Here is a 19,987-nt window from a genome sequence, read left to right as displayed (position 1 = left end):
AGATAAGAGCTGTTCATGTTAGAACGAAACATCAGCCCTGAAAATAATTTAAATCCAAACGACCGTGATAGACATTAGCAGTTGGCCCTGTCATCCACACCACATCGCCTTCACGCCATTCGATTTGCAACTTACCACCTGCCAGTTCAATTTCAACTGAATTAGACAATAAGCCACGGCGCATACCCGAAACGGCTGCAGCACATGCACCTGTACCACAAGCCAAGGTTTCACCTACGCCACGTTCAAACACACGCAAACGCGCATGTTTTTCGTCAATGATTTGCATAAAACCTGCATTGACGCGCTGTGGAAAACGCTCGTGTGATTCCACTTGTGGGCCAATACCTGCAACATCGGCAGTCAATACATCAGGCACAATGGTCACAGCATGAGGATTGCCTATGTTCACCACATCAATGGTCAATGCAGCACCATCTTTCAGCGCAATGTCATATAAGTTATCAGGCTCATCGGCAATGAATGGAATCTCATGCGGCAAGAATTTTGGATAGCCCATATTCACCCGCACCCAACCGTTTTGCCCCAATTCAGGCTCTACAATGCCTGCCTTGGTTTGCACCTTGATTTTGGTTTTGGTCGTAAGCTGACGTTCATGCACAAAACGTGCAAAACAACGCACACCATTGCCGCACTGCTCCACTTCAGAACCATCGGCATTGAAAATGCGATATTTAAAATCGACATTTGGTAAATCGGGCGGTTCCACAATCAGGAGTTGGTCAAAGCCAATCCCGAAGTGGCGGTCTGCAAGGCGTTGAATAGTCAGCGCATCCAAATACGCACGCTGGCTGATGAGATCAACCACCATGAAGTCATTGCCCAGACCATGCATTTTGGTAAATTCTAATAACATCTCGAATTCCCCTTATGGCAATAAACGCTCTCTTTCCCACAGCGATTCAATGCTTTCACGTTCACGAATTAAATGTGCTTGATCTGCATCGACCATGACTTCAGCTGCACGACCACGGCTGTTGTAGTTAGAACTCATCACAAAACCGTATGCGCCCGCACCCATTACAGCTAAAACATCATTTTCTTTGATCGCAAGCTGACGTTCTTTACCCAAGAAATCACCTGTTTCACAAATTGCACCAACCACATCCCACTCTAGCGTTTCAACATCAGTACGTGGGGTTACGGGCTGAATGTCCATCCATGCTTCATATAACGCAGGACGGATTAAGTCATTCATGGCAGCGTCAATAATCGCAAAGTTACGATGATTGGTCGGTTTGAGTAAATCAACTTTTGTTAGCAGCACGCCCGCATTGGCAGAGATACTACGACCCGGTTCCATATACACTTTAAGACCTAACTTTTCTAAAGCGGGACGTAAAGCATTGGCATATTCTTCAACCGTTGGTGGAGTTTCATCTTTATAAGTCACCCCTAAACCACCGCCAATATCAATGTGTTTGAGCTGAATACCCATTTCTTTTAAGGTATCAATCATCACAATCACGCGATCTAAAGCATCGACAAACGGTTGTGTTTCGGTCAATTGTGAACCGATGTGACAGTCAATTCCAACGATATCTAAGTTTGCTAAAGAAGCCGCATATTCATAAGTGCTATATACCGAATCAGACGGAATCCCGAACTTGTTTTCTTTTAAGCCTGTAGAAATATAAGGATGGGTTTTGGCATCGACATCTGGGTTAACCCGTAATGAAATTGGTGCTTTGACATTCATGCTTGCCGCAACTTTTTGAATACGGTCTAATTCTGCATGCGATTCTACGTTAAAGCAGGCAATCCCAACTTCCAACGCTTTTTGAATATCGGCTTCAGTTTTACCTAAACCTGAAAAAACAATTTTCGATGCATCACCACCTGCTTTGAGAACACGCGCCAATTCACCGCCTGTCACAATATCAAAACCTGCACCCAACTTAGCCAATACATTCAATACCGCAAGATTCGAGTTTGACTTTACCGCAAAACAAATTTGATGATCGATAAAGTGGAAAGCACGATCCATATCTAAATAATGCTTTTCAAAAGTCGCTTTTGAATAAACATAGAGTGGTGTGCCAAATTGCTGTGCGAGTTGTTGTAGCGAACATTGCTCGGCGTGCAAAACCCCTTGAATGCGGGTAAAACTCATGAATGTATCCTTTATCTAGAAAGCGTTAAGGTGTAGTCGATGTAGATGCAGCAGGTGCAGCAAACTGCTGTTGCACAGGTACGGCTGTGTCTGACGATGTTGCCGATTGCGTTGCACGTTTAGGCGCAGCATCTGGATATAACAAATATTTTGCGCGTTTGTCGTAATTTGGGTCATTGGGTAACTGTAATGTACCTGACTGACCACAACCGACCAAAACCACTGTTGTAAGCAAAACACTCATGCAGCAAATGACGGTACGCATCTGACCACCTATAAAATATTTTCGATGAAGTATAACGCGATCACTGCCGCGACCAAAGTGCTAATGCAGAGAGATTATATTGAGCTTAGTAAAAATTCTAGCTTACTTACTATTCTGCTGGCATAGATTGACCTTATCAGGTCTGAAAAATTGCGACTTCTGACACAGATAAAGTCAATTTTATTTCAAGGCATCAATTGTCAAAATCTAAAAACTATGCAAAAAATATAACGTGCTTAAAACCAAGTTCTTTTAACAGGAAGTTTTAAAGACTGGCATATCACTTGCTTAATTTTTACAACTGTTCAACTACAGTCACAAACTAAGCATTTATACACTGCGTTTATAAGAAGAAATTTATGCAAAATTTACAATCGATGATGGAAACCCTAAGCGGTTGGGTCTGGGGTCCATACATGCTGGTTCTCATTGTGGGAACGGGCGTCTTCCTCACCTTCCGCTTATTGTTCTGGCAATTCCGCATGCTGCCACTGGCTTTTAAACAAGTCTTTTGCAAACACGACAAAGCGCAAAAAGAACCAGGCGATATTTCACATTTCGCATCACTGATGACTGCACTCTCTGCCACCATTGGTACGGGAAATATTGCAGGTGTTGCAACGGCTTGCGTCCTCGGTGGCCCGGGTGCAGTGTTTTGGATGTGGATGACTGCCCTGTTTGGTATGGCGACCAAATATGGTGAAGGTGTTTTGGCGGTTAAATACCGTATTAAAAATGAAAAAGGGCAAATGTCAGGCGGCCCAATGTACTACATTGAACGCGGACTAAAATGGAAATGGCTCGCGATTATCTTTGCCTTTTTTGGCACAGTCGCCTCGTTTGGAATTGGTAGTTCAGTACAATCCAACACCGTAGCTTTAGCAGTTGAAAATAGCTTAGGTGTAGAAACTTGGATTACTGGCGTGGTAATTACCGTATTTTCTGCATTGGTGATTTTGGGCGGAATTAGCTCGATTTCCAAAGCATCTTCGGTGATTGTTCCGATTATGGCCATTCTGTATGTTACAGGCGGTTTAATTATTATCCTGAATAATTTACACCTTGTCGTGCCTGCATTTGAGCTAATTTTCCGTGATGCCTTTACTGGTGAAGCAGTTGCGGGCGGTGCAATTGGTGCAGTAATTCGTTACGGGGTTGCACGTGGCGTATTCTCCAACGAAGCAGGGATGGGTTCTGCCCCAATTGCTGCTGCGGCTGCAAAAACCGACCACCCTGCGCGTCAAGGTTTAGTGTCTATGACAGGTACCTTCATTGATACCATTATTGTCTGTAGCATCACGGGGATTGTTTTGGTAATGGGCTTCATTATGGCAGGTAATAGCTTTGGTGGTGCAACAGGTGCTGTACTCACCACACAGGTTTTTGACCAGTTATTGCCAGGCTTTGGTGGTTGGGTCGTCACTTTCGGGATCATCTTCTTCGCCTATTCCACCATTCTCGGTTGGAGCTATTATGGTGAAAAATGCTGTACTTATTTATTCGGCGAAAAATACGTGTTGATTTACCGCTTAATTTATATTGCTTCAGTGTTCATTGGCACCATCGCCACCCTAGATTTAGTCTGGTTATTTGCCGATACCTTTAATGGTTTAATGGCTGTACCAAACTTAATTGCCTTGTTGTTACTGTCTGGTGTGATTGCCAAAGAATCTAAAGACTTTATTGCGAAGCGCAAATCTGGCGAGTTGTATTAAATAAGCCCAATTCATTGAATTATTCCGTTCAAATCATACAATCACCCACGTGGTTGTATGATTTTCCATGAAAAATCCAGATAACATTCATTTCGCGAACATTCCTCTGTATGCTGTAGTCAGTTTTTAATTGATGCAATGACTGGGTTATGGCAAAAGTAAAAAGTGTCTATCGCTGTGAACAATGTGGTGCAGATCATCCTAAATGGGCAGGTCAATGTTCAGAATGTGGGGAATGGAACTCACTTCATGAGGTCAGTATTGCCCCTGCGGTGACGCATCGTGCCCAACCTAAAATGGGCGGTGGCTATGCAGGACAAGCGGCCGCCATTACCACGCTTAATAAAGTGTCTGTATCGCACGAAACCCGTTTAACAACAGGCATTGGGGAATTTGACCGTGTTTTGGGTGGCGGTTTGGTTACGGGCTCTGTGGTACTGATTGGTGGAGATCCTGGTATCGGGAAATCGACCATTTTGCTACAAACTGCGACTCACATGGCGGCTGCCAGTAACACCGCTTTATATATCACAGGTGAGGAATCTCTTTCGCAAGTGGCGTTACGCGCTCAACGCTTAGACTTACCCACCGATCAACTGAAAGTCATGGCAGAAACCTGTGTCGAACGGATTTGTGAAGTTTTGGCGCATGAACGCCCTGCGGTAGCCATTCTGGACTCGATTCAAACTTTATATACCGAAACGTTGCAGTCTGCTCCAGGTGGTGTTTCACAAATTCGTGAATCAGCTGCCTTGCTGACTCGTTTTGCTAAAAATAGTGGCACTGCGCTGTTTATTGTCGGTCATGTGACCAAAGAAGGGGCTTTAGCGGGGCCGCGCGTCCTTGAACACATGGTCGATTGCGTCTTGTATTTTGAAGGACAGTCAGACTCACGCTACCGTATGATTCGAGCAGTCAAAAACCGTTTCGGTGCAGTGAATGAACTGGGCGTTTTTGGCATGACCGATAAAGGCTTACGCGAGGTTGCCAATCCATCTGCGATATTTTTGAGCCGTTATGATGAGGCAATTCCAGGTTCTATTGTCATGATTAGCCGCGAAGGAACGCGACCACTTTTAGTTGAAGTACAAGCTTTGGTGGATGATGCACATGGTCAGCCTAGACGTGTGGCTTTAGGTCTGGAACAAAACCGTCTGAATATGCTATTGGCGGTGATGCATCGGCATGGCGGCGTACAAACTTCAGGGCAAGATGTGTATGTGAATGTGGTCGGCGGCTTAAAAATTACCGAAACAGGTTCAGACCTTGCTGTACTACTTGCCTGTGCTTCTAGCTTGCGTGGCAAAGCCCTGCCACAACAATTGGCAGTATTTGGTGAGGTCGGTTTATCGGGTGAAATCCGCCCAGTACCAAATGGTCAGGAACGCTTAAAAGAAGCTATTAAACACGGATTTAAATATATTATTGTGCCGCGTGGCAATGCCCCACAAAAAGCCATTGCAGGTGTGCAAATTATTGCGGTGGCGCGTTTGCATGAAGCCTTAACTGAAGCCATGAATTTAAGTGAAAACTTAGGTTAAATCCTTGGATGATATTTTTTCAGTTTCAAGAAAAAATATCATATTTATATTGAAATTCGCAGCAAATGCCTGCATAAATACACAGCTTAACTTTATTTTAATATAGGAAAATTTGATGGAAGTTCGACAGCGTGGTTTGATCGCAGCAATGCTCACAGCGACTTTATTGGTAGCTCCGTTAGCAGCAGAAGCAAAACGTGCAGGTGGCGGTAAAAGCCATGGCATGAGTCGTTCGGCTGCTCCAACTCAGTCTTACCAACAACCTCGTCAAACAACGCCAGCACAACAACCAACAACTGCACCAGCACAGCAAAAATCTGGTCCAGGCGTAGGTGGTATGGTTGCTGCAGGTGTTGCAGGTGCGGCAATTGGTGCGGTTGCTGCCAATGCCTTGGCCGATGATCAAGCTGCAAGTGCTGCCGAAGCGCAAGAGGAAAAAGGCGGTATTCCAAGCTGGATTTGGATTTTACTCGCTGCTGCTGTTGCCTTCTTCATTTTCCGTAAGATGGGCGCAAAAAAAAAACTAACGCCTAATCCGTATGCGCCAAATAGCGGTGCCAATCAGGCACCGTTTGCGCAAACACCACCTGCTGTAGCGCCACGTAACGACAATACCAATATTTTTGGTCAATCTGTTGGGGGTTCTGCCGCTTCTACCCAAGCGCCTTTTGGTCAAGCTGCCAATAATAACGCGCCATTTGGTGCAGCTTATACCAACAGTGGCAATCAATTGCCTGATGGTTCAGAGCCTGCAACCTTTTTACGTGTAGCGCGTCAGCGTTTTAACCATATTCAGTCTATGAACACAGCCAGTAATATCGCAGAAATTCAGCGTTATTTAACTCCTGATTTATATCAGTCGATGTATCAGGACATTATGGCAAACCAAGACCAAGATGTAGCAGAGTTTTCTAACTTGAATGCCATGGTGGTCGATTCTGCAACTGAAAATGGTCAATATGTCATAAGTGTACGCTTTACAGGTACAGTCAGCGAAGACCTGAACAGCTTACCGCAACCATTTACAGAAATTTGGCACTTTGTAAAACCTGCAGGCTCTAATCAAGACTGGTTAGTGGCAGGTATTCAGCAAGAGCAATAATTTCAATGGATCTAGAAAAACAGCGACTTCGGTTGCTGTTTTTTATGCCTTTCTTTATCTAAGTTGAGACCCATCATGTTTAAACAGCACGTTTAAATCTTCTAAGACATCAACACCGAATACATCCACACTTGCCACACAAAACCAAACCCTCGATTGATTAGATCTATCAAAAAGTATCATCATTCATCAATACAGTTTATTTAGCCCACCTTCTCTTTGTATCTACCCAGAGATAAATCAAATCACGTTATCCGTATCACTTTGGTTATTTCCAGTCGATCTCCATTTACTTAGCCAACAAAAAAGCCCTGCAAACGGGCAAGGCTAAATTGTTACTGTTAAATCTATTATTCAGGCAATGGAATAAATTGCTTATCGGTATTTTGAACTTTGCGCTCACCGACTGCGACTTCCAAATCTAAGGCTTCTTCACCACGTTCAACTGAAACAGTCACCGTCGTATGCGGTGCTTGTGCAGCAACATAATTAATTAAATGCGAGGTTGAAGTAATCGCTTCATCATTCACTTTTAAAATTTTGTCACCACGTTTTAAACCTGCTTCTGCTGCAGGGCCACCGCGCAGTACATCAGCAACCACTACACCGCCTTGTGCAGGTTCTAAAATGTTGTCTTGTTGCACAGGCAACAAACTAATACCTAACCAACCACGAACCACACGTCCATCTTTTAAAATCGAGTTTAAAACCTGCTGACAGACTTGTGCAGGAATTGCAAAGCCGATGCCCAATGAACCACCTGATTGCGAGAAAATTGCCGTATTTACCCCAATCAAATTCCCTGCCACATCAATCAATGCACCACCTGAGTTACCTGGATTAATTGCTGCATCGGTTTGAATGAAATCTTCATAGGTATTAATACCCAAGTCAGAACGTCCTGTCGCAGAAATAATCCCTTGAGTCACGGTTTGTCCCACACCAAATGGGTTACCAATCGCAAGTACGACATCGCCCACTTCATTGCCACTCAGTTTAAATGGCAATACAGGCAGTTTTTCTAGATCAATTTTAATGACCGCTAAGTCTGTGTCTGGGTCAGTTCCAACAACTTTTGCAACCGCACGGCGTCCATCGTGCAAAGCCACGACAATTTGTTCAGCCTGCGCGATCACATGATTATTCGTTAAAATATAACCATCTGGACGAACAATGACCCCAGACCCCAAACTGTTTTCATTTGGGCCTTGCTTAAATTGATCGGGTAACTGATTGCCAAAAAATTCACGAAATGCAGGGTCATTTAACAATGGATGATCCATTTGTTTCACTTTTTGTGTGGTAAAAATATTTACCACCGCAGGCGCTGCCACTTTAACCGCAGCGCTATACGACACCACCCCACCTGTCCGTGTTGTATCAATTAATGGTTCAACTTTCTCGGCAGGCATTTTGACCCCATCGGCAGCCACAGGCGCTTTCGGTTTTTGCAGTTGTTGCCAAGTCACAAAGCCAATAATAACCAGAATGAGTAACACCCAAGGTAACCAGGTAAAGGTCCGGCGCACGTTTTGTACCTCTAAGTAAATTTTTTTGATGATTAAGTCATTGAATGAGCTATTGTAAAACGAAACACAAATAGAAACATAAAAAAGCCCAAGAGTTTTGTCTTGCTTTAGTTACAATACAAAATATGTTTTGATATTGGCTAAATATGAGCAATTTGAGAAAGTTATGGCGCAGCTAAAAGAAATTATTCAATGGTGTGATCAAACTTTAAATACACATGAATTTAAAGATTACGCGCCCAACGGTTTACAAATTGAAGGTAAGTCTGAAGTTCAAAAAATTTTATGTGCAGTGACTGCCTCTCAAGAGGCTATTGATGCTGCTGTTGCCCAAAATGCAGACTTACTGTTGGTACATCATGGCTATTTTTGGAAAGGCGAACCTTACCCAATTACAGGCATGCGCGGTAAACGCATCAAAAGTTTAATCCAGCATGATATTTCTTTGGTGGGTTATCACTTACCGCTCGATTCACACCCAAGTCTAGGCAATAATGCTGCCATTGCTGAATGTTTGGCATTAGAAAATTTGCAAGCCCTAGACCCGAGTGAACGTCATCCTATTGGTAATATTGGTTTTTTAAAGCAAGCCATGAGCGCAACCGAATTTCGTGACTATCTCACAGCGCGTTTAGGCTTTAAAACCATTCATCTTCCTGCCGAAAAAAGTCAGATTCAAAAAGTAGGGTTCTGCACGGGTGCAGCACAAGATTTTATTGGCAAAGCGGCAGAACAAGGTTGTGATGCCTTTATTTCGGGCGAAGTCAGTGAACGCACCTATTATGAAGCCAAAGAACTAGGCGTGCATTATTATGCCTGCGGACATCACGCGACTGAGCGCTATGGTGTACAACGACTCGCAAAAGCTATTTCAGAACAGTTTAATATTGAGTATAGTTATTTTGAATTAAATAACCCAATTTAATACACCGTTTCACCCAACGATTTCACTCAAATGACATCTGTGTTTAACATAGTCTTTAGATGTATACATTCGAGTCTTATTCTGTATGGTTATTTATACCTAATGCGCAATTTGATCTCGAAATCTATTACAATAGAGCCACTTAATGTTAAAACCCAGCAAAATGCAAGGAATTGAAAACATGACAACCATTACTTTACCGGCTTTACCATACGGTTACGAAGATCTTGCTCCACACATCAGCAAAGAAACTTTAGAATTCCACCACGACAAACACCACAACACTTATGTTGTGAACCTGAACAACTTGATCGCGGGTACGGAGCTTGAAGGTAAAACTTTAGACGAAATCATCAAAGCAACTGCAGGCGATGCAGCTAAAGCTGGTGTATTCAACAACGCAGCGCAAGTTTGGAACCACACGTTCTATTGGAACTGTATGGCGAAAAACGGTGGTGGTAAAGCTACTGGTGCTTTGGCTGCTAAAATTGATGAAGCTTTCGGTTCTTACGAAAAATTTGCTGAAGAATTTGCTGCTGCTGCAACAACTCAATTCGGTTCAGGTTGGGCTTGGTTAGTAGCTGACGAAGTGAATGGCAAACTTTCTATTATGAAAACTTCAAATGCTGACACACCAATGGCACACGGCAAAGTTGCAGTATTGACGATTGACGTTTGGGAACACGCTTACTACATCGACTTCCGTAACGCACGTCCTGTTTACATCAAAACTTTCTTAGAAAGCCTGGTAAACTGGGATTACGCAAATGCGAAATACGCAGGTCAAGATGCAGGTGTAGAAAAATAATTTCTATTTTTCTGTAGAAAAACTGCTCTTTATGGGCAGTTTTTTTATTTTTACAGATGAAATGAATATTTATAAAGCAAACAATACATTTCTGATGATGAACGTGTTGACGACTTAAACTTTCATCCCTAAAATGCCCCACAGATTCTCCAATAGCTCAGTCGGTAGAGCGACGGACTGTTAATCCGCAGGTCCCTGGTTCGAGCCCAGGTTGGAGAGCCAATCTATTCTCCCATAGCTCAGTCGGTAGAGCGACGGACTGTTAATCCGCAGGTCCCTGGTTCGAGCCCAGGTGGGAGAGCCAAGATTCTAAAAATCCCACGCAGTATGACGTGGGATTTTTTTTTGCAATTTTTATTGTTTTTATAGTGGATATGATGTTCTAAACGAATGGAACAGGCCTCACTCTCCCCTTAAATCAAAATTAAAACCATACAGTGAAGATCGGGCTATCCCCTCTTGTGATGACTCTATTTTTTCGCTAACTTAGGTTCATCAACAACAATAAAACTTGAAAGCCCATGCAAGCGCCTTGGTTAAAATCCCTGATTTTTTGGACAATTCTGATTGTGGTGATTTTTGCAATTTTTCAATGTACGCAAAAATCTGAAAGCAATAAAACTGCTGCGACACTCATGTATGAACGTCTGTATCAATGCAGTCGTGATCTGAACGCACAACAACAAGCCACCTTAAAACAAATTCAAAGCCAAGTGAAAACAGAAATGACTCAGCAAGAGATGCTGCAATTAATTAACTTATGTCGTAAAACCAACCCACCACAGACACGCGAAGATTATATAAAAGCCATTCAAGCACTCTAAAAACTGCGTTGAAACAAAGCTAGATGATTATTTTTAAAGCAGTTAATCTATAATTACGGTTTTTTTTCAATTCCAGCTTGACCAAAAACAGATACCCACATAGAATGCGTGTCAGATTCTCCCATAGCTCAGTCGGTAGAGCGACGGACTGTTAATCCGCAGGTCCCTGGTTCGAGCCCAGGTGGGAGAGCCAAAATTCTTAAAAAACCCACGCATTATGACGTGGGTTTTTTATTCCTGCTGTTTAGGGTCTAACGACACCGCATCATCTATGTTTGAATCCAGTCAATCGACTTTCTTGCTTATTGGCAGCTTGGCTAGCCTTGCCCTGTTTATCTTAATTTTTAAGCAATTATTTTTCCCCAAGAAAAACTTTTATCCTAAACCGATGATGACTGCTTTTGAACGCAGAATGTTTATGCGTTTAAAACAAGCTTTTCCTGAGCATCACATCTTGGCACAAGTGGCGTTTAGCGCATTAATCACCAACAACCACTATAAAATTCGTGCGCTGTTTAATCGTAAAGTGACTGATTTTGTGATCTTAAATGCAGAAATGCAGGTCATTGCAATTATAGAGTTAGATGACCCCTCACATATTGGCAAAGAACAGGAAGATGCAGAACGGGATGCAATGTTTCACGAGGCAGGTTATCGCGTTGTCCGATACACCGAAATTCCGAGTATCAGACAATTGCAATCAGATTTGAGCTGAAATCATCAACTCGATATTAAGGTGTAGCTTCTGAAGCGGCTTGTATCTGACTGGCCTGCTTCGCTTGTTGTTCTGCAGCTTCACGCGCTTCAATACGCGCAATAATTTCTGCCTGTTGTTGTTTATATTTTTCCTGATTTTTAGCATCACTATTAACTGCTAAAAATGCCATGCTAACCAAGAAAATAGGAATCAACAAACCTAAGCTTGCCAAGAAAATCATCTTTTTTAGGCTTGGCTTTTTTGCAGGTGCTTGCTGTTCAGACTGTGACATCATCTATTCCTAATTCAAACTTCAAAATGAGGCTCAATATATCAGAATAATGCTGATTGTGCTTTGTGCATAAGTACGCACGTTCTAATGCTCAGTTTAATTTTTAACAGCAAAAATTGATCAGCGATCGAATAAAAAAGCACCTGACCAAACTACCATCAGATGCTTTGCTCAGTTTTTTATCGCACAGAAATATTTACATTAAAGCCAATACGATTCCTGAAAAAATAATCAGCCCTACCCAACGGTTATGACGAAATGCCCAAAAACAGCGTTGCGGATCTTTATCTTTAGTTTTACTCCATTGATATATAAAGTCTGCAACCACCACCAATAACGCCGCTAAACCAAACGGAATCAATAAATTTTCTAACCACAATGCCGTACCAATCAAAAGCACACTGCCCGCTTGCAACAATGAAATAATCTGAATGTCATAGCGACCAAATAAAATTGCGGTAGATTTCACCCCAATTTTCAAATCATATTCACGGTCAGTAATTGCATATTGGGTGTCATAAGCCACAGTCCACGCCAAATTGCCAAAATACAATAACCAACAAGTAAGATCAGGCGTTGCACCTACAGCGGTATAAGCCATCGGGATAGACCATGAAAATGCAGCTCCCAAGAACACTTGCGGCAAATGAGTGTAGCGTTTCATAAACGGATAAATAAACGCTAAAAATAATGCCCCAAATGACCAATAAAAAGTTTCAATCGGTAAGAACAACAACATGGCTGCGCTAAGTGCAACCAAACCCAAGAATACATAAATGGCTTCTTTGGCACTAATCACACCCGTGGCTAAAGGACGTGTTTTGGTACGCTCCACATGACCATCCACCTTACGGTCAGCAAAGTCATTAATGGCACAGCCTGCAGCGCGCATAAAAATTGTGCCCAGAATCATAGGGATTAATATCCCGATAGACGGCATGCCCTGATTAGCAATCCACAAGGCCCACATGGTTGGCCAAAACACCAGTTCTGTGCCAATCGGTTTATCGAAACGACACAAATAATAATATGCTTCTAAACGCTCACGCCACGTGATCTGCTGTGCCAATGCCATACCAATCTCGTATCTTAATGTTGTTGAATAAATTGCTCAAAACGCGGTAAAAAAGTTTCTTGCACAATAAATTTACAGCCATGCCAAGTATAGCAACTCTGTCGTGTCCAGCCTTCATCGAGCAAAACCACACGCCTTTGACACAACGGATTGGTACGCTGAAATAAAAACCAGCCAATGGGTTTATTGCCAATATGCTGAAATAAACGGGCTTTGCTTTGCAAACTTAGAATCGGAAAAATACTTTTGGCTTTGACCCATGGCTGTTCATCACACCCATATAAATAGCTTTCACGCACCCATGAAGTGTGCCAATGTGGCATTTGCATCCACTGGGCATCTTGTAAATTTAAACGCTGAAAAGATTGCTGCAGTGGTTCAACTTTAAATTGTCCGCCTGCGAGCTGAGTCAGTTGTTGGGTCAAAGAACCTGCTGCATATAGCCATGTTTTTAATTCAGAAGGCAGATTTTCCTGCTTGGGAAAAATAGGCTGTGTTCGCATGTTCCGCCACCTTAACAAGATAGCCTAGTGTAGCCCAAATTTAGGCAAAGTTTTGTGACCGATGGCGCAATTCCCTGCAATTATCCAAAAAAAATTAAGCGAATTCTTATATTTTGATAAAATCCATGCCAACTTAAAACCATGATTACCCAATCTAAAACAAAAAACCCGCCGAAGCGGGTTTTTCAAATTTGAGATTTTCGATGTCTTACAAGCTGTAGTACATATCAAATTCAACTGGGTGAGTCGTCGTGTTCAAACGACGTACATCTTCAGTTTTCAATTCGATATAAGCATCAAGCATGTCTTTGGTGAATACACCACCTTTTAATAAATAGTCGTGATCTTCTTTCAAAGCATCAAGCGCCATTTCTAGGTTGTGTGCCACAGTTGGGATTTTCGCTTCTTCTTCAGGCGGAAGGTCATACAAGTTTTTATCTGCAGCTTCACCTGGGTGAATCTTGTTTTGAATACCGTCAAGACCCGCCATCAACAATGCCGCAAAACCTAAGTACGGGTTCATCATTGGATCAGGGAAACGCGCTTCAATACGTTTGCCTTTCGGGCTAGACACGTAAGGAATACGAATAGATGCAGAACGGTTACGCGCTGAGTAAGCCAACATAATTGGTGCTTCAAAGTGCGGTACTAAACGCTTATATGAGTTGGTCGATGGGTTAGTCAACGCGTTCAAAGAGCGGGCATGTTTGATAATACCGCCAATGAAGTACAACGCCATTTCTGACAAACCTGCGTATTCATCGCCTGCGAATAAGTTTTTGCCATCTTTAGAGATAGACATGTGTACGTGCATACCTGAACCGTTATCGCCTACCATTGGTTTAGGCATAAAGGTTGCAGTTTTTGCATATTGATGCGCAACGTTCCAAACTGCATATTTGAACTGTTGCACTTCGTCAGCCTTACGCACCATAGTATTGAAGCTCACACCAATTTCTAACTGGCAAGATGCAACTTCATGGTGATGTACTTCTACACGACCAGGCCCCATGATTTCTTCAATTTTTGCACACATATCTGCACGCATATCTTGAGAAGAATCTACTGGTGGTACTGGGAAATAACCGCCTTTCACACGTGGACGGTGACCTGAGTTACCAGCTTCGTAGTCTTTACCTGTAGACCATGCAGCTTCTTCAGCGATTAATGTGTGGCGCGCGCCAGACATATCGATGTCCCATTTTACTTCGTCAAATACAAAGAATTCTGGTTCTGGGCCAAAGAAAGCAGTATCACCAATACCTGTCGATTTTAAATATTCTTCAGCACGGCGAGCAATAGAGCGTGGATCGCGGTCATAGCCTTGACCTGTCGATGGTTCGATAACATCACACGTTACAACCACTGTTGGTTCTGCAAAGAACGGGTCAATAAAACCTGTGTTGGCATCTGGGCGTAAGATCATGTCTGATGCTTCGATTCCTTTCCAGCCTTCAATTGAAGAACCATCAAACATTTTACCGTCTTCAAAGGTATCTTCATCGATACTGTCTGCAGGATAAGTTACGTGCTGCTCTTTACCCTTAGTATCTGTAAAGCGGAAATCGACCCATTTTGCACCACTTTCTTGGATGAGTTGAAGGACCTTGTTCGCCATGCTCATTTTGCTCCGATGTTTTTTGTTGCACCCGAAAGTGCGTGTTAGTAGTTGGCAGTTATTAAGCAATTAGCGTACCAACTTTTAAAAGCAAAGCTAAAACCATGAATTCCGTATGAGAATACATCATTTAAAAAAATTACTTTGTCTCTATTATACTGTCAGAAATACGATTTGCACCATATTCAAACACTGTTCATTTGATTTGATTTAAAACTGCAAAACATAGCACCATTTTAGTGCATTTATGTTTTATTTCTGTTGAATTGTAGATCAAAAAATAGCTCAAACAGTATCTATGCAAGCATTTTGCTGTGCCATGGTTGTATTAAGCAATGCAAATTATCCGACCAATCTTAAACAACACTTTATTTTTTATTGAGCAAAAATAATAAGATCGTTTAAAAATCCTAAACCTGTATTATTTTCGATCAAACTGATTGAAAATATCTATACTGCAGATTTGTATTTTCTATCGAAACGCTGCACTCAAACTACCTGACGTGAACCGCTAATAACATGCGCCATGATGCTACTTTTTAGCGCATTTTTTACGTTATCTATAAGTGTGAAGCTAAAATATGACTGGTGAATGACCCTGTTTGATCATGTGTTCATTTCTTTCAGATCAAACCTGAACATTGCGCAGCAAGCTTTGAAAATCTATAAATTGGTGAATGCGCTGATAAGCTTTAACAGGGATTATCATATAAATAGTCCGCAGAAAATGCTTATTTTTTGCTATGATGATAAGCGCTTCCTTATTCCACCTTCTTTTCGACAAGAAAAATAAAGTCCTTTCTCGTTATAGGCGCAGGAATAAAGCAAATTATCTCAGACTCTTTAGCACTTAAAGTGTTCAATTTTCAATAGGTTAGCTCATGCTTTTAATGATCGACAACTATGACTCTTTTACCTACAACATCGTCCAGTATTTTGGCGAGTTAAATCAGGAAGTAAAAGTCGTTCGTAATGATGCCGTGACATTAGAAGATATTGAGCGATGGCAACCCAAGTATTTGGTGATTGGCCCAGGCCCTTGTTCTCCATCTGAAGCAGGGATTTCTATTCCTGCAATTCAGCATTTTGCAGGCAAAATTCCGTTACTGGGTGTGTGTTTAGGACACCAAAGTATCGGACAAGCCTTTGGTGGAAACATTGTGCGCGCTAAAACCGTGATGCATGGTCGTTTATCGGATATGTACCACAGCAACACAGGTATTTTTAGCAATCTGCCTTCACCATTTTCTGCAACCCGTTACCACTCTTTGGTGATTGATCAAGCAACCTTGCCAGATTGTCTGGAAGTGACATGCTGGACCAAAGAAGCAGATGGTTCGATGGAAGAAATTATGGGCGTGAAGCACAAAACTTTGCCTGTTGAAGGCGTGCAATTTCACCCCGAATCGATCCTGAGCCAACACGGTCATCAAATCTTTAAAAACTTTTTGGAAATTTACGCATAATGAGCGAGTCAAATCACATGAATATTCAACAAGCACTCAACCATATTACAAAACAAATTCACCTGACTCAGCCTCAAATGGAAGATGTGATGCGCGCGATTATGTCGGGCGAAGCAACAGACGCTCAAATTGGTGCATTGATGATGGGCTTACGCTTAAAAGGCGAAAGCATTGATGAAATTACTGCTGCTGCACGTGTAATGCGTGAATTTGCCATCAAAATTGATGTCAGCGATATTCCTTTTCTCGTAGATATTGTTGGTACAGGTGGCGATGGTCAAAACCTATTTAACGTATCTACCGCCTCTTCCTTTGTCATTGCAGCTGCAGGTGCAACCATTGCCAAACACGGTAACCGTGGGGTTTCAACCAAATCAGGCTCATCTGACTTACTTGAGCAAGCAGGCATTAATCTTGACTTAAACATGCAACAAACTGAACGCTGTATTCGTGAAATGGGCGTAGGTTTCTTGTTTGCACCGAATCATCACAAAGCCATGAAATATGCGGTTACCCCGCGTAAAGAGTTGGGTATTCGCAGTATTTTCAACTTGCTTGGGCCATTGACTAACCCTGCGGGTGTAAAGCGTTTTGTCATTGGGGTGTTTAGCAATGAATTATGCCGCCCGATTGCAGAAGTGATGAAACAGCTCGGTGCTGAGCATGTCATGGTGGTGCATTCTAAAGATGGTTTAGATGAAATTAGCCTTGCTTCGAGCACTTATGTTGCAGAACTCAAAGATGGTGAAATTACCGAATGGGAACTTACCCCTGAAAGCGTGGGAATTGAATCTCAAACTTTAACAGGACTGATTGTAGAAAACTCTGCTGAAAGCTTGAGTTTGATTAAAGATGCTTTAGGCAAAAACAAATCAGACAAAGGCGAAAAAGCGGCCAATATGATTGCACTCAATGCGGGTGCGGGTATCTATGTTTCGGGTCTAACTACAAGCTACAAACAAGGTGTCGCTTTGGCACATGACATTATTTATGGTGGACAAGCTTTGGAAAAAATGGGCGTGTTGTCTGAATTTACCAAAACGCTCAAACAGTACGAAGCATAAAGCAAATCAGGAAGGTGCATCATGGTGGATATTAGCAATACCATTTTAGGTAAAATTGTAGAACGTAAAAAAGAAGAGTTTGCCGAGCGTTTAAAACAACGCAGTTATGCAGACCTAGAACAATTGGCACGTGCAGCAACACCTGCACGTGGCTTTGCACAAGCCTTGCATAACAAACGCCCAGCGGTGATTGCGGAAATTAAAAAAGCATCACCATCTAAAGGCATTATTCGTGAAAACTTTGACCCTGCCGAAATTGCACAGCAATATGAAGCCGCAGGCGCAGCCTGTTTATCTGTGCTGACTGATGGCGATTTCTTTCAGGGTGCAGATGAAAATATTCAGATTGCCCGTTCACACTGTAACTTGCCTGCTCTGCGTAAAGATTTCTTGATTGATCCGTATGGTGTGGTGGAAGCACGTGCCTTACATGCAGACTGTGTGTTATTGATTGTATCTTGCTTATCTGACCAACAGTTGGAAGAAATGTCGGAAACGGCTTTTGAACATCACTTAGATGTGTTGGTTGAAGTGCATGATGAAAATGAATTGGAACGTGCTTTGAATCTTTCAGAGCGTTGTATTTTAGGGGTCAATAACCGAAATTTAAAAACCTTTGAAGTCGATTTAAACACCTCATTGCGTTTAAAAAACTTGTTGCCGCCTGCGCGTTTATTGGTCACGGAAAGTGGTATCGCCACACCAGAAGACGTCCGTATGATGCAAGACCATGATATTCACAGCTTCTTGGTCGGTGAAAGTTTTATGAAACAAGCACGTCCTGACCATGCTTTCCGTGATTTATTTGGGCATATTGATGCTTAAAATCGATCTAGCCAAGCGATATGAAAATCGCTTGGTTATGCTTCATTTTTATTTACTTTGTCCTGTTAAAACATAGATTTCTGTTAAACCTTTACGATCAAACAACTCGTTCTGTTTAGTTGATGAAACTAGTAAACTATCAATTTCACCTTTAGGTTCATCCCATAAAGGATGATTAAATAATCTTTGCAAACAAGCTTTAATTCTTTCTTTTTGGTCACTCGTCATGAGATCGCGATACAATAGCTTTTTGCGCTCATCATGCGTCATAAAATTAAAAGCCATACCTAAAATACTTTCTAAATAAGGTGACCAGGTTGATACAGCACCTTTATGCCAAATACGGCGTGATTTGAGCTCAAGATCAGTTAACTCTTTCCCTCTGATATTTTGTACCCAACTATTCAAATAACCATGTTGCACTAGCAATTGTGCAAGTTCTTTAAAATTTTCAAGCTCTGTATCTCTATAATCATTGACCGCTTTAAAATTTGCAGAAGATGGCTCCAAATATAGGGTATTGCTAAAAATTGTTTTTTTGAGCAAATCAATCGACAAAGGATATGCCGCATCCTTAGATGCTTCCGCAATAAAAGGTCTTAATGCAGAAAGTTCAATTGCGTTATCCATAATTGCACTTTTAAGCATTTCCTTCGCATCTTTTTTATTCTGTTGTTTTTCAGCCACTAAAAACTTAATGAAATTCTCTTCTGAATGCTGCCCGACCGCTTTTTTCGCCGTAAATTCATCTAGCATCTCTTTATAAATAACAGATAAACGATCTAACAATGTAGAGGTATAAAATGGAATTTGTTTGTGCTTTGAATGTGCTTCTAAATTAGTGATCATCAAGTCATCAAACAATTTTTTAGCTTTTTCTGTATCATCAGGCGATACATAAACCTTAATATCTACTTCTGTATTGTTATTGAGGACTTGTGCTGCCAGTTTATGCTGACCATCAAACAATTTAAATTTACGATCAATTAAACGCGCAATAGATGGTGCTAATTGTGGATGAAATTTAAGATGATTTCTCAGAGAAATTAATCTCTTATAATCAATAACTCTCGGTTGCAAACCTTCTTGATCATCGTTTTCAAGCCATTTGACCGGGATTCTACCGTAGAAGTATTCAACTTCTAAAATATTATCAAACAATAAATAAAATTCTTTTTTATCGACACCATCATCAATAATAATAGAATGCTCTTTTTTCGTAAAAATAAGGGACTTTTGTTCAATATCTTTTAGCTTAAAAATATCTTGCAACTTTATTTTATTCTTTTTTTCAATAAACAATTGCTCAAGTTTAAGATTATCTCTAACCTCATATAAAGACTGATCAGACTTTCTTCGATTATATATTTTTTTAACAATACGGATATTGGCTAAATCAGTATCTCCCTGTTTCGCATAAGGTAAAATGTGATCGTACTCTATCTCATCATTGATTAAATCGATAATTTCCCCAGAAATAAAACAACTCAAGGAACCATTTTGATTACGTTGTTGTTCTTGGACTAACTTCTTATCTTGCTCAGAAATTTGTCGTTTCATAGATTCCCTCAATCAAAAATAAATTTTGTAAAAATAAAAGCCAA

At 41.5% G+C, this 19,987-nt stretch carries 19 protein-coding genes and 3 tRNA genes; 13 read left to right on the top strand and 9 right to left on the bottom strand.

The window, feature by feature from the left end; all coding sequences use genetic code 11:
* Nucleotides 1-31 precede the first annotated feature (31 nt).
* From dapF to FTU92_RS07570, 3 genes are read right to left on the bottom strand one after another with little or no spacing between them, the layout of a single operon-like run.
* Nucleotides 32-877 (bottom strand): diaminopimelate epimerase, encoded by an 846-nt coding sequence (dapF, locus tag FTU92_RS07580; protein WP_004971880.1) that lies wholly within the window; start codon nt 875-877, stop codon nt 32-34.
* Nucleotides 878-889: 12 nt separating this feature from the next.
* Nucleotides 890-2,134 carry a diaminopimelate decarboxylase gene (gene lysA / locus FTU92_RS07575; protein WP_004971882.1) on the bottom strand — a complete coding sequence of 415 codons (1,245 nt, stop codon included), beginning with the start codon at nt 2,132-2,134 and terminating at the stop codon, nt 890-892.
* Nucleotides 2,135-2,159: 25 nt separating this feature from the next.
* Nucleotides 2,160-2,399 carry a lipoprotein gene (locus FTU92_RS07570; protein ID WP_004971884.1) on the bottom strand — a complete coding sequence of 80 codons (240 nt, stop codon included), beginning with the start codon at nt 2,397-2,399 and terminating at the stop codon, nt 2,160-2,162.
* A gap of 359 nt (nt 2,400-2,758) precedes the next feature.
* Between FTU92_RS07570 and FTU92_RS07565 the strand changes: the two genes are divergently transcribed.
* The 3 genes from FTU92_RS07565 (at nt 2,759) to FTU92_RS07555 (ending at nt 6,757) form a co-directional block, all read left to right on the top strand.
* On the top strand, nt 2,759-4,114 hold the full coding sequence (locus FTU92_RS07565; RefSeq protein ID WP_096900947.1) for a sodium:alanine symporter family protein: 1,356 nt from the start codon (nt 2,759-2,761) through the stop codon (nt 4,112-4,114).
* A gap of 149 nt (nt 4,115-4,263) precedes the next feature.
* Complete coding sequence (gene radA / locus FTU92_RS07560; RefSeq protein ID WP_180096019.1) at nt 4,264-5,655, top strand: DNA repair protein RadA; 1,392 nt, start codon at nt 4,264-4,266, stop codon at nt 5,653-5,655.
* A gap of 115 nt (nt 5,656-5,770) precedes the next feature.
* Nucleotides 5,771-6,757, top strand: coding sequence for a Tim44 domain-containing protein (locus tag FTU92_RS07555; protein ID WP_180096017.1), 987 nt, complete (start codon nt 5,771-5,773; stop codon nt 6,755-6,757).
* Nucleotides 6,758-7,107: 350 nt separating this feature from the next.
* On the opposite strand, the gene FTU92_RS07550 is transcribed toward FTU92_RS07555, so the two are convergent.
* The gene (locus FTU92_RS07550; protein ID WP_004971893.1) at nt 7,108-8,286 is read right to left on the bottom strand and encodes a trypsin-like peptidase domain-containing protein; all 1,179 of its coding nucleotides are present in this window, start codon (nt 8,284-8,286) and stop codon (nt 7,108-7,110) included.
* 166 nt (nt 8,287-8,452) lie between these two features.
* Here FTU92_RS07550 and FTU92_RS07545 point away from each other — a divergent pair, with 166 nt between their 5' ends.
* The 7 genes from FTU92_RS07545 to FTU92_RS07515 all read left to right on the top strand — a co-directional run bounded on the left by FTU92_RS07545 (nt 8,453) and on the right by FTU92_RS07515 (nt 11,558).
* On the top strand, nt 8,453-9,211 hold the full coding sequence (locus FTU92_RS07545) for a Nif3-like dinuclear metal center hexameric protein (protein WP_179988954.1): 759 nt from the start codon (nt 8,453-8,455) through the stop codon (nt 9,209-9,211).
* Nucleotides 9,212-9,392: 181 nt separating this feature from the next.
* Nucleotides 9,393-10,019: a superoxide dismutase gene (locus FTU92_RS07540; RefSeq protein ID WP_026438302.1), complete on the top strand. Its 627-nt coding sequence runs from the start codon at nt 9,393-9,395 to the stop codon at nt 10,017-10,019.
* Between the two features lie 146 nt (nt 10,020-10,165).
* Nucleotides 10,166-10,241, top strand: a tRNA-Asn gene (locus FTU92_RS07535).
* Nucleotides 10,242-10,247: 6 nt separating this feature from the next.
* Nucleotides 10,248-10,323: transfer RNA gene (locus FTU92_RS07530), tRNA-Asn, on the top strand.
* A gap of 217 nt (nt 10,324-10,540) precedes the next feature.
* Nucleotides 10,541-10,843, top strand: coding sequence for a hypothetical protein (locus tag FTU92_RS07525; RefSeq protein WP_004971899.1), 303 nt, complete (start codon nt 10,541-10,543; stop codon nt 10,841-10,843).
* Between the two features lie 117 nt (nt 10,844-10,960).
* Nucleotides 10,961-11,036, top strand: a tRNA-Asn gene (locus FTU92_RS07520).
* A 78-nt stretch (nt 11,037-11,114) separates the two neighbouring features.
* A complete protein-coding gene (locus tag FTU92_RS07515; protein ID WP_004971902.1) occupies nt 11,115-11,558 on the top strand; it encodes a DUF2726 domain-containing protein in 444 nt (147 codons plus the stop codon).
* Between the two features lie 16 nt (nt 11,559-11,574).
* Here the strand turns inward: FTU92_RS07515 and FTU92_RS07510 are convergent, their stop codons facing one another.
* From FTU92_RS07510 to glnA, 4 genes are all read right to left on the bottom strand, one after another.
* A complete protein-coding gene (locus FTU92_RS07510; protein ID WP_004971904.1) occupies nt 11,575-11,832 on the bottom strand; it encodes a hypothetical protein in 258 nt (85 codons plus the stop codon).
* Between the two features lie 196 nt (nt 11,833-12,028).
* A complete protein-coding gene (gene ubiA / locus FTU92_RS07505; RefSeq protein ID WP_131261595.1) occupies nt 12,029-12,907 on the bottom strand; it encodes a 4-hydroxybenzoate octaprenyltransferase in 879 nt (292 codons plus the stop codon).
* Between the two features lie 14 nt (nt 12,908-12,921).
* On the bottom strand, nt 12,922-13,410 hold the full coding sequence (locus FTU92_RS07500; protein WP_131261596.1) for a chorismate lyase: 489 nt from the start codon (nt 13,408-13,410) through the stop codon (nt 12,922-12,924).
* 208 nt (nt 13,411-13,618) lie between these two features.
* Nucleotides 13,619-15,034 carry a type I glutamate--ammonia ligase gene (gene glnA, locus FTU92_RS07495; protein WP_171287402.1) on the bottom strand — a complete coding sequence of 472 codons (1,416 nt, stop codon included), beginning with the start codon at nt 15,032-15,034 and terminating at the stop codon, nt 13,619-13,621.
* A gap of 875 nt (nt 15,035-15,909) precedes the next feature.
* Between glnA and FTU92_RS07490 the strand changes: the two genes are divergently transcribed.
* Genes FTU92_RS07490 through trpC form a run of 3 tightly spaced genes read left to right on the top strand, consistent with a single transcriptional unit; the run spans nt 15,910 to nt 18,383 of the window.
* The gene (locus FTU92_RS07490; protein ID WP_004971915.1) at nt 15,910-16,494 is read left to right on the top strand and encodes an aminodeoxychorismate/anthranilate synthase component II; all 585 of its coding nucleotides are present in this window, start codon (nt 15,910-15,912) and stop codon (nt 16,492-16,494) included.
* Between the two features lie 17 nt (nt 16,495-16,511).
* Nucleotides 16,512-17,558, top strand: coding sequence for an anthranilate phosphoribosyltransferase (trpD, locus tag FTU92_RS07485; RefSeq protein WP_104853302.1), 1,047 nt, complete (start codon nt 16,512-16,514; stop codon nt 17,556-17,558).
* 21 nt (nt 17,559-17,579) lie between these two features.
* Complete coding sequence (trpC, locus tag FTU92_RS07480; RefSeq protein ID WP_180096015.1) at nt 17,580-18,383, top strand: indole-3-glycerol phosphate synthase TrpC; 804 nt, start codon at nt 17,580-17,582, stop codon at nt 18,381-18,383.
* A 48-nt stretch (nt 18,384-18,431) separates the two neighbouring features.
* Here trpC and FTU92_RS07475 read toward each other — a convergent pair whose 3' ends face one another.
* Nucleotides 18,432-19,943 (bottom strand): HNH endonuclease domain-containing protein, encoded by a 1,512-nt coding sequence (locus tag FTU92_RS07475; RefSeq protein ID WP_178318578.1) that lies wholly within the window; start codon nt 19,941-19,943, stop codon nt 18,432-18,434.
* Between the last annotated feature and the right edge of the window lie 44 nt (nt 19,944-19,987).

This window comes from Acinetobacter sp. YH12205 (genome assembly GCF_013418125.1).
In the GTDB taxonomy this organism is placed as follows: Bacteria; Pseudomonadota; Gammaproteobacteria; order Pseudomonadales; family Moraxellaceae; genus Acinetobacter; species Acinetobacter towneri.
The sequence above is the reverse complement of the archived record's forward strand: the minus strand, read 5'-3'. Positions and strand labels throughout refer to the sequence as shown.

Coding starts and splice junctions, on each gene's coding strand:
- FTU92_RS07525 (WP_004971899.1), top strand. CDS start 10,541: ATGCAAGCGCCTTGGTTAAAATCCCTGATTTTTTGGACAATTCTGATT.
- FTU92_RS07540 (WP_026438302.1), top strand. CDS start 9,393: ATGACAACCATTACTTTACCGGCTTTACCATACGGTTACGAAGATCTT.
- FTU92_RS07515 (WP_004971902.1), top strand. CDS start 11,115: ATGTTTGAATCCAGTCAATCGACTTTCTTGCTTATTGGCAGCTTGGCT.
- FTU92_RS07510 (WP_004971904.1), bottom strand. CDS start 11,832: ATGTCACAGTCTGAACAGCAAGCACCTGCAAAAAAGCCAAGCCTAAAA.
- FTU92_RS07475 (WP_178318578.1), bottom strand. CDS start 19,943: ATGAAACGACAAATTTCTGAGCAAGATAAGAAGTTAGTCCAAGAACAA.
- dapF (WP_004971880.1), bottom strand. CDS start 877: ATGTTATTAGAATTTACCAAAATGCATGGTCTGGGCAATGACTTCATG.
- FTU92_RS07545 (WP_179988954.1), top strand. CDS start 8,453: ATGGCGCAGCTAAAAGAAATTATTCAATGGTGTGATCAAACTTTAAAT.
- glnA (WP_171287402.1), bottom strand. CDS start 15,034: ATGAGCATGGCGAACAAGGTCCTTCAACTCATCCAAGAAAGTGGTGCA.
- FTU92_RS07565 (WP_096900947.1), top strand. CDS start 2,759: ATGCAAAATTTACAATCGATGATGGAAACCCTAAGCGGTTGGGTCTGG.
- radA (WP_180096019.1), top strand. CDS start 4,264: ATGGCAAAAGTAAAAAGTGTCTATCGCTGTGAACAATGTGGTGCAGAT.
- trpD (WP_104853302.1), top strand. CDS start 16,512: ATGAATATTCAACAAGCACTCAACCATATTACAAAACAAATTCACCTG.
- FTU92_RS07500 (WP_131261596.1), bottom strand. CDS start 13,410: ATGCGAACACAGCCTATTTTTCCCAAGCAGGAAAATCTGCCTTCTGAA.
- FTU92_RS07555 (WP_180096017.1), top strand. CDS start 5,771: ATGGAAGTTCGACAGCGTGGTTTGATCGCAGCAATGCTCACAGCGACT.
- FTU92_RS07570 (WP_004971884.1), bottom strand. CDS start 2,399: ATGCGTACCGTCATTTGCTGCATGAGTGTTTTGCTTACAACAGTGGTT.
- ubiA (WP_131261595.1), bottom strand. CDS start 12,907: ATGGCATTGGCACAGCAGATCACGTGGCGTGAGCGTTTAGAAGCATAT.
- lysA (WP_004971882.1), bottom strand. CDS start 2,134: ATGAGTTTTACCCGCATTCAAGGGGTTTTGCACGCCGAGCAATGTTCG.
- trpC (WP_180096015.1), top strand. CDS start 17,580: ATGGTGGATATTAGCAATACCATTTTAGGTAAAATTGTAGAACGTAAA.
- FTU92_RS07490 (WP_004971915.1), top strand. CDS start 15,910: ATGCTTTTAATGATCGACAACTATGACTCTTTTACCTACAACATCGTC.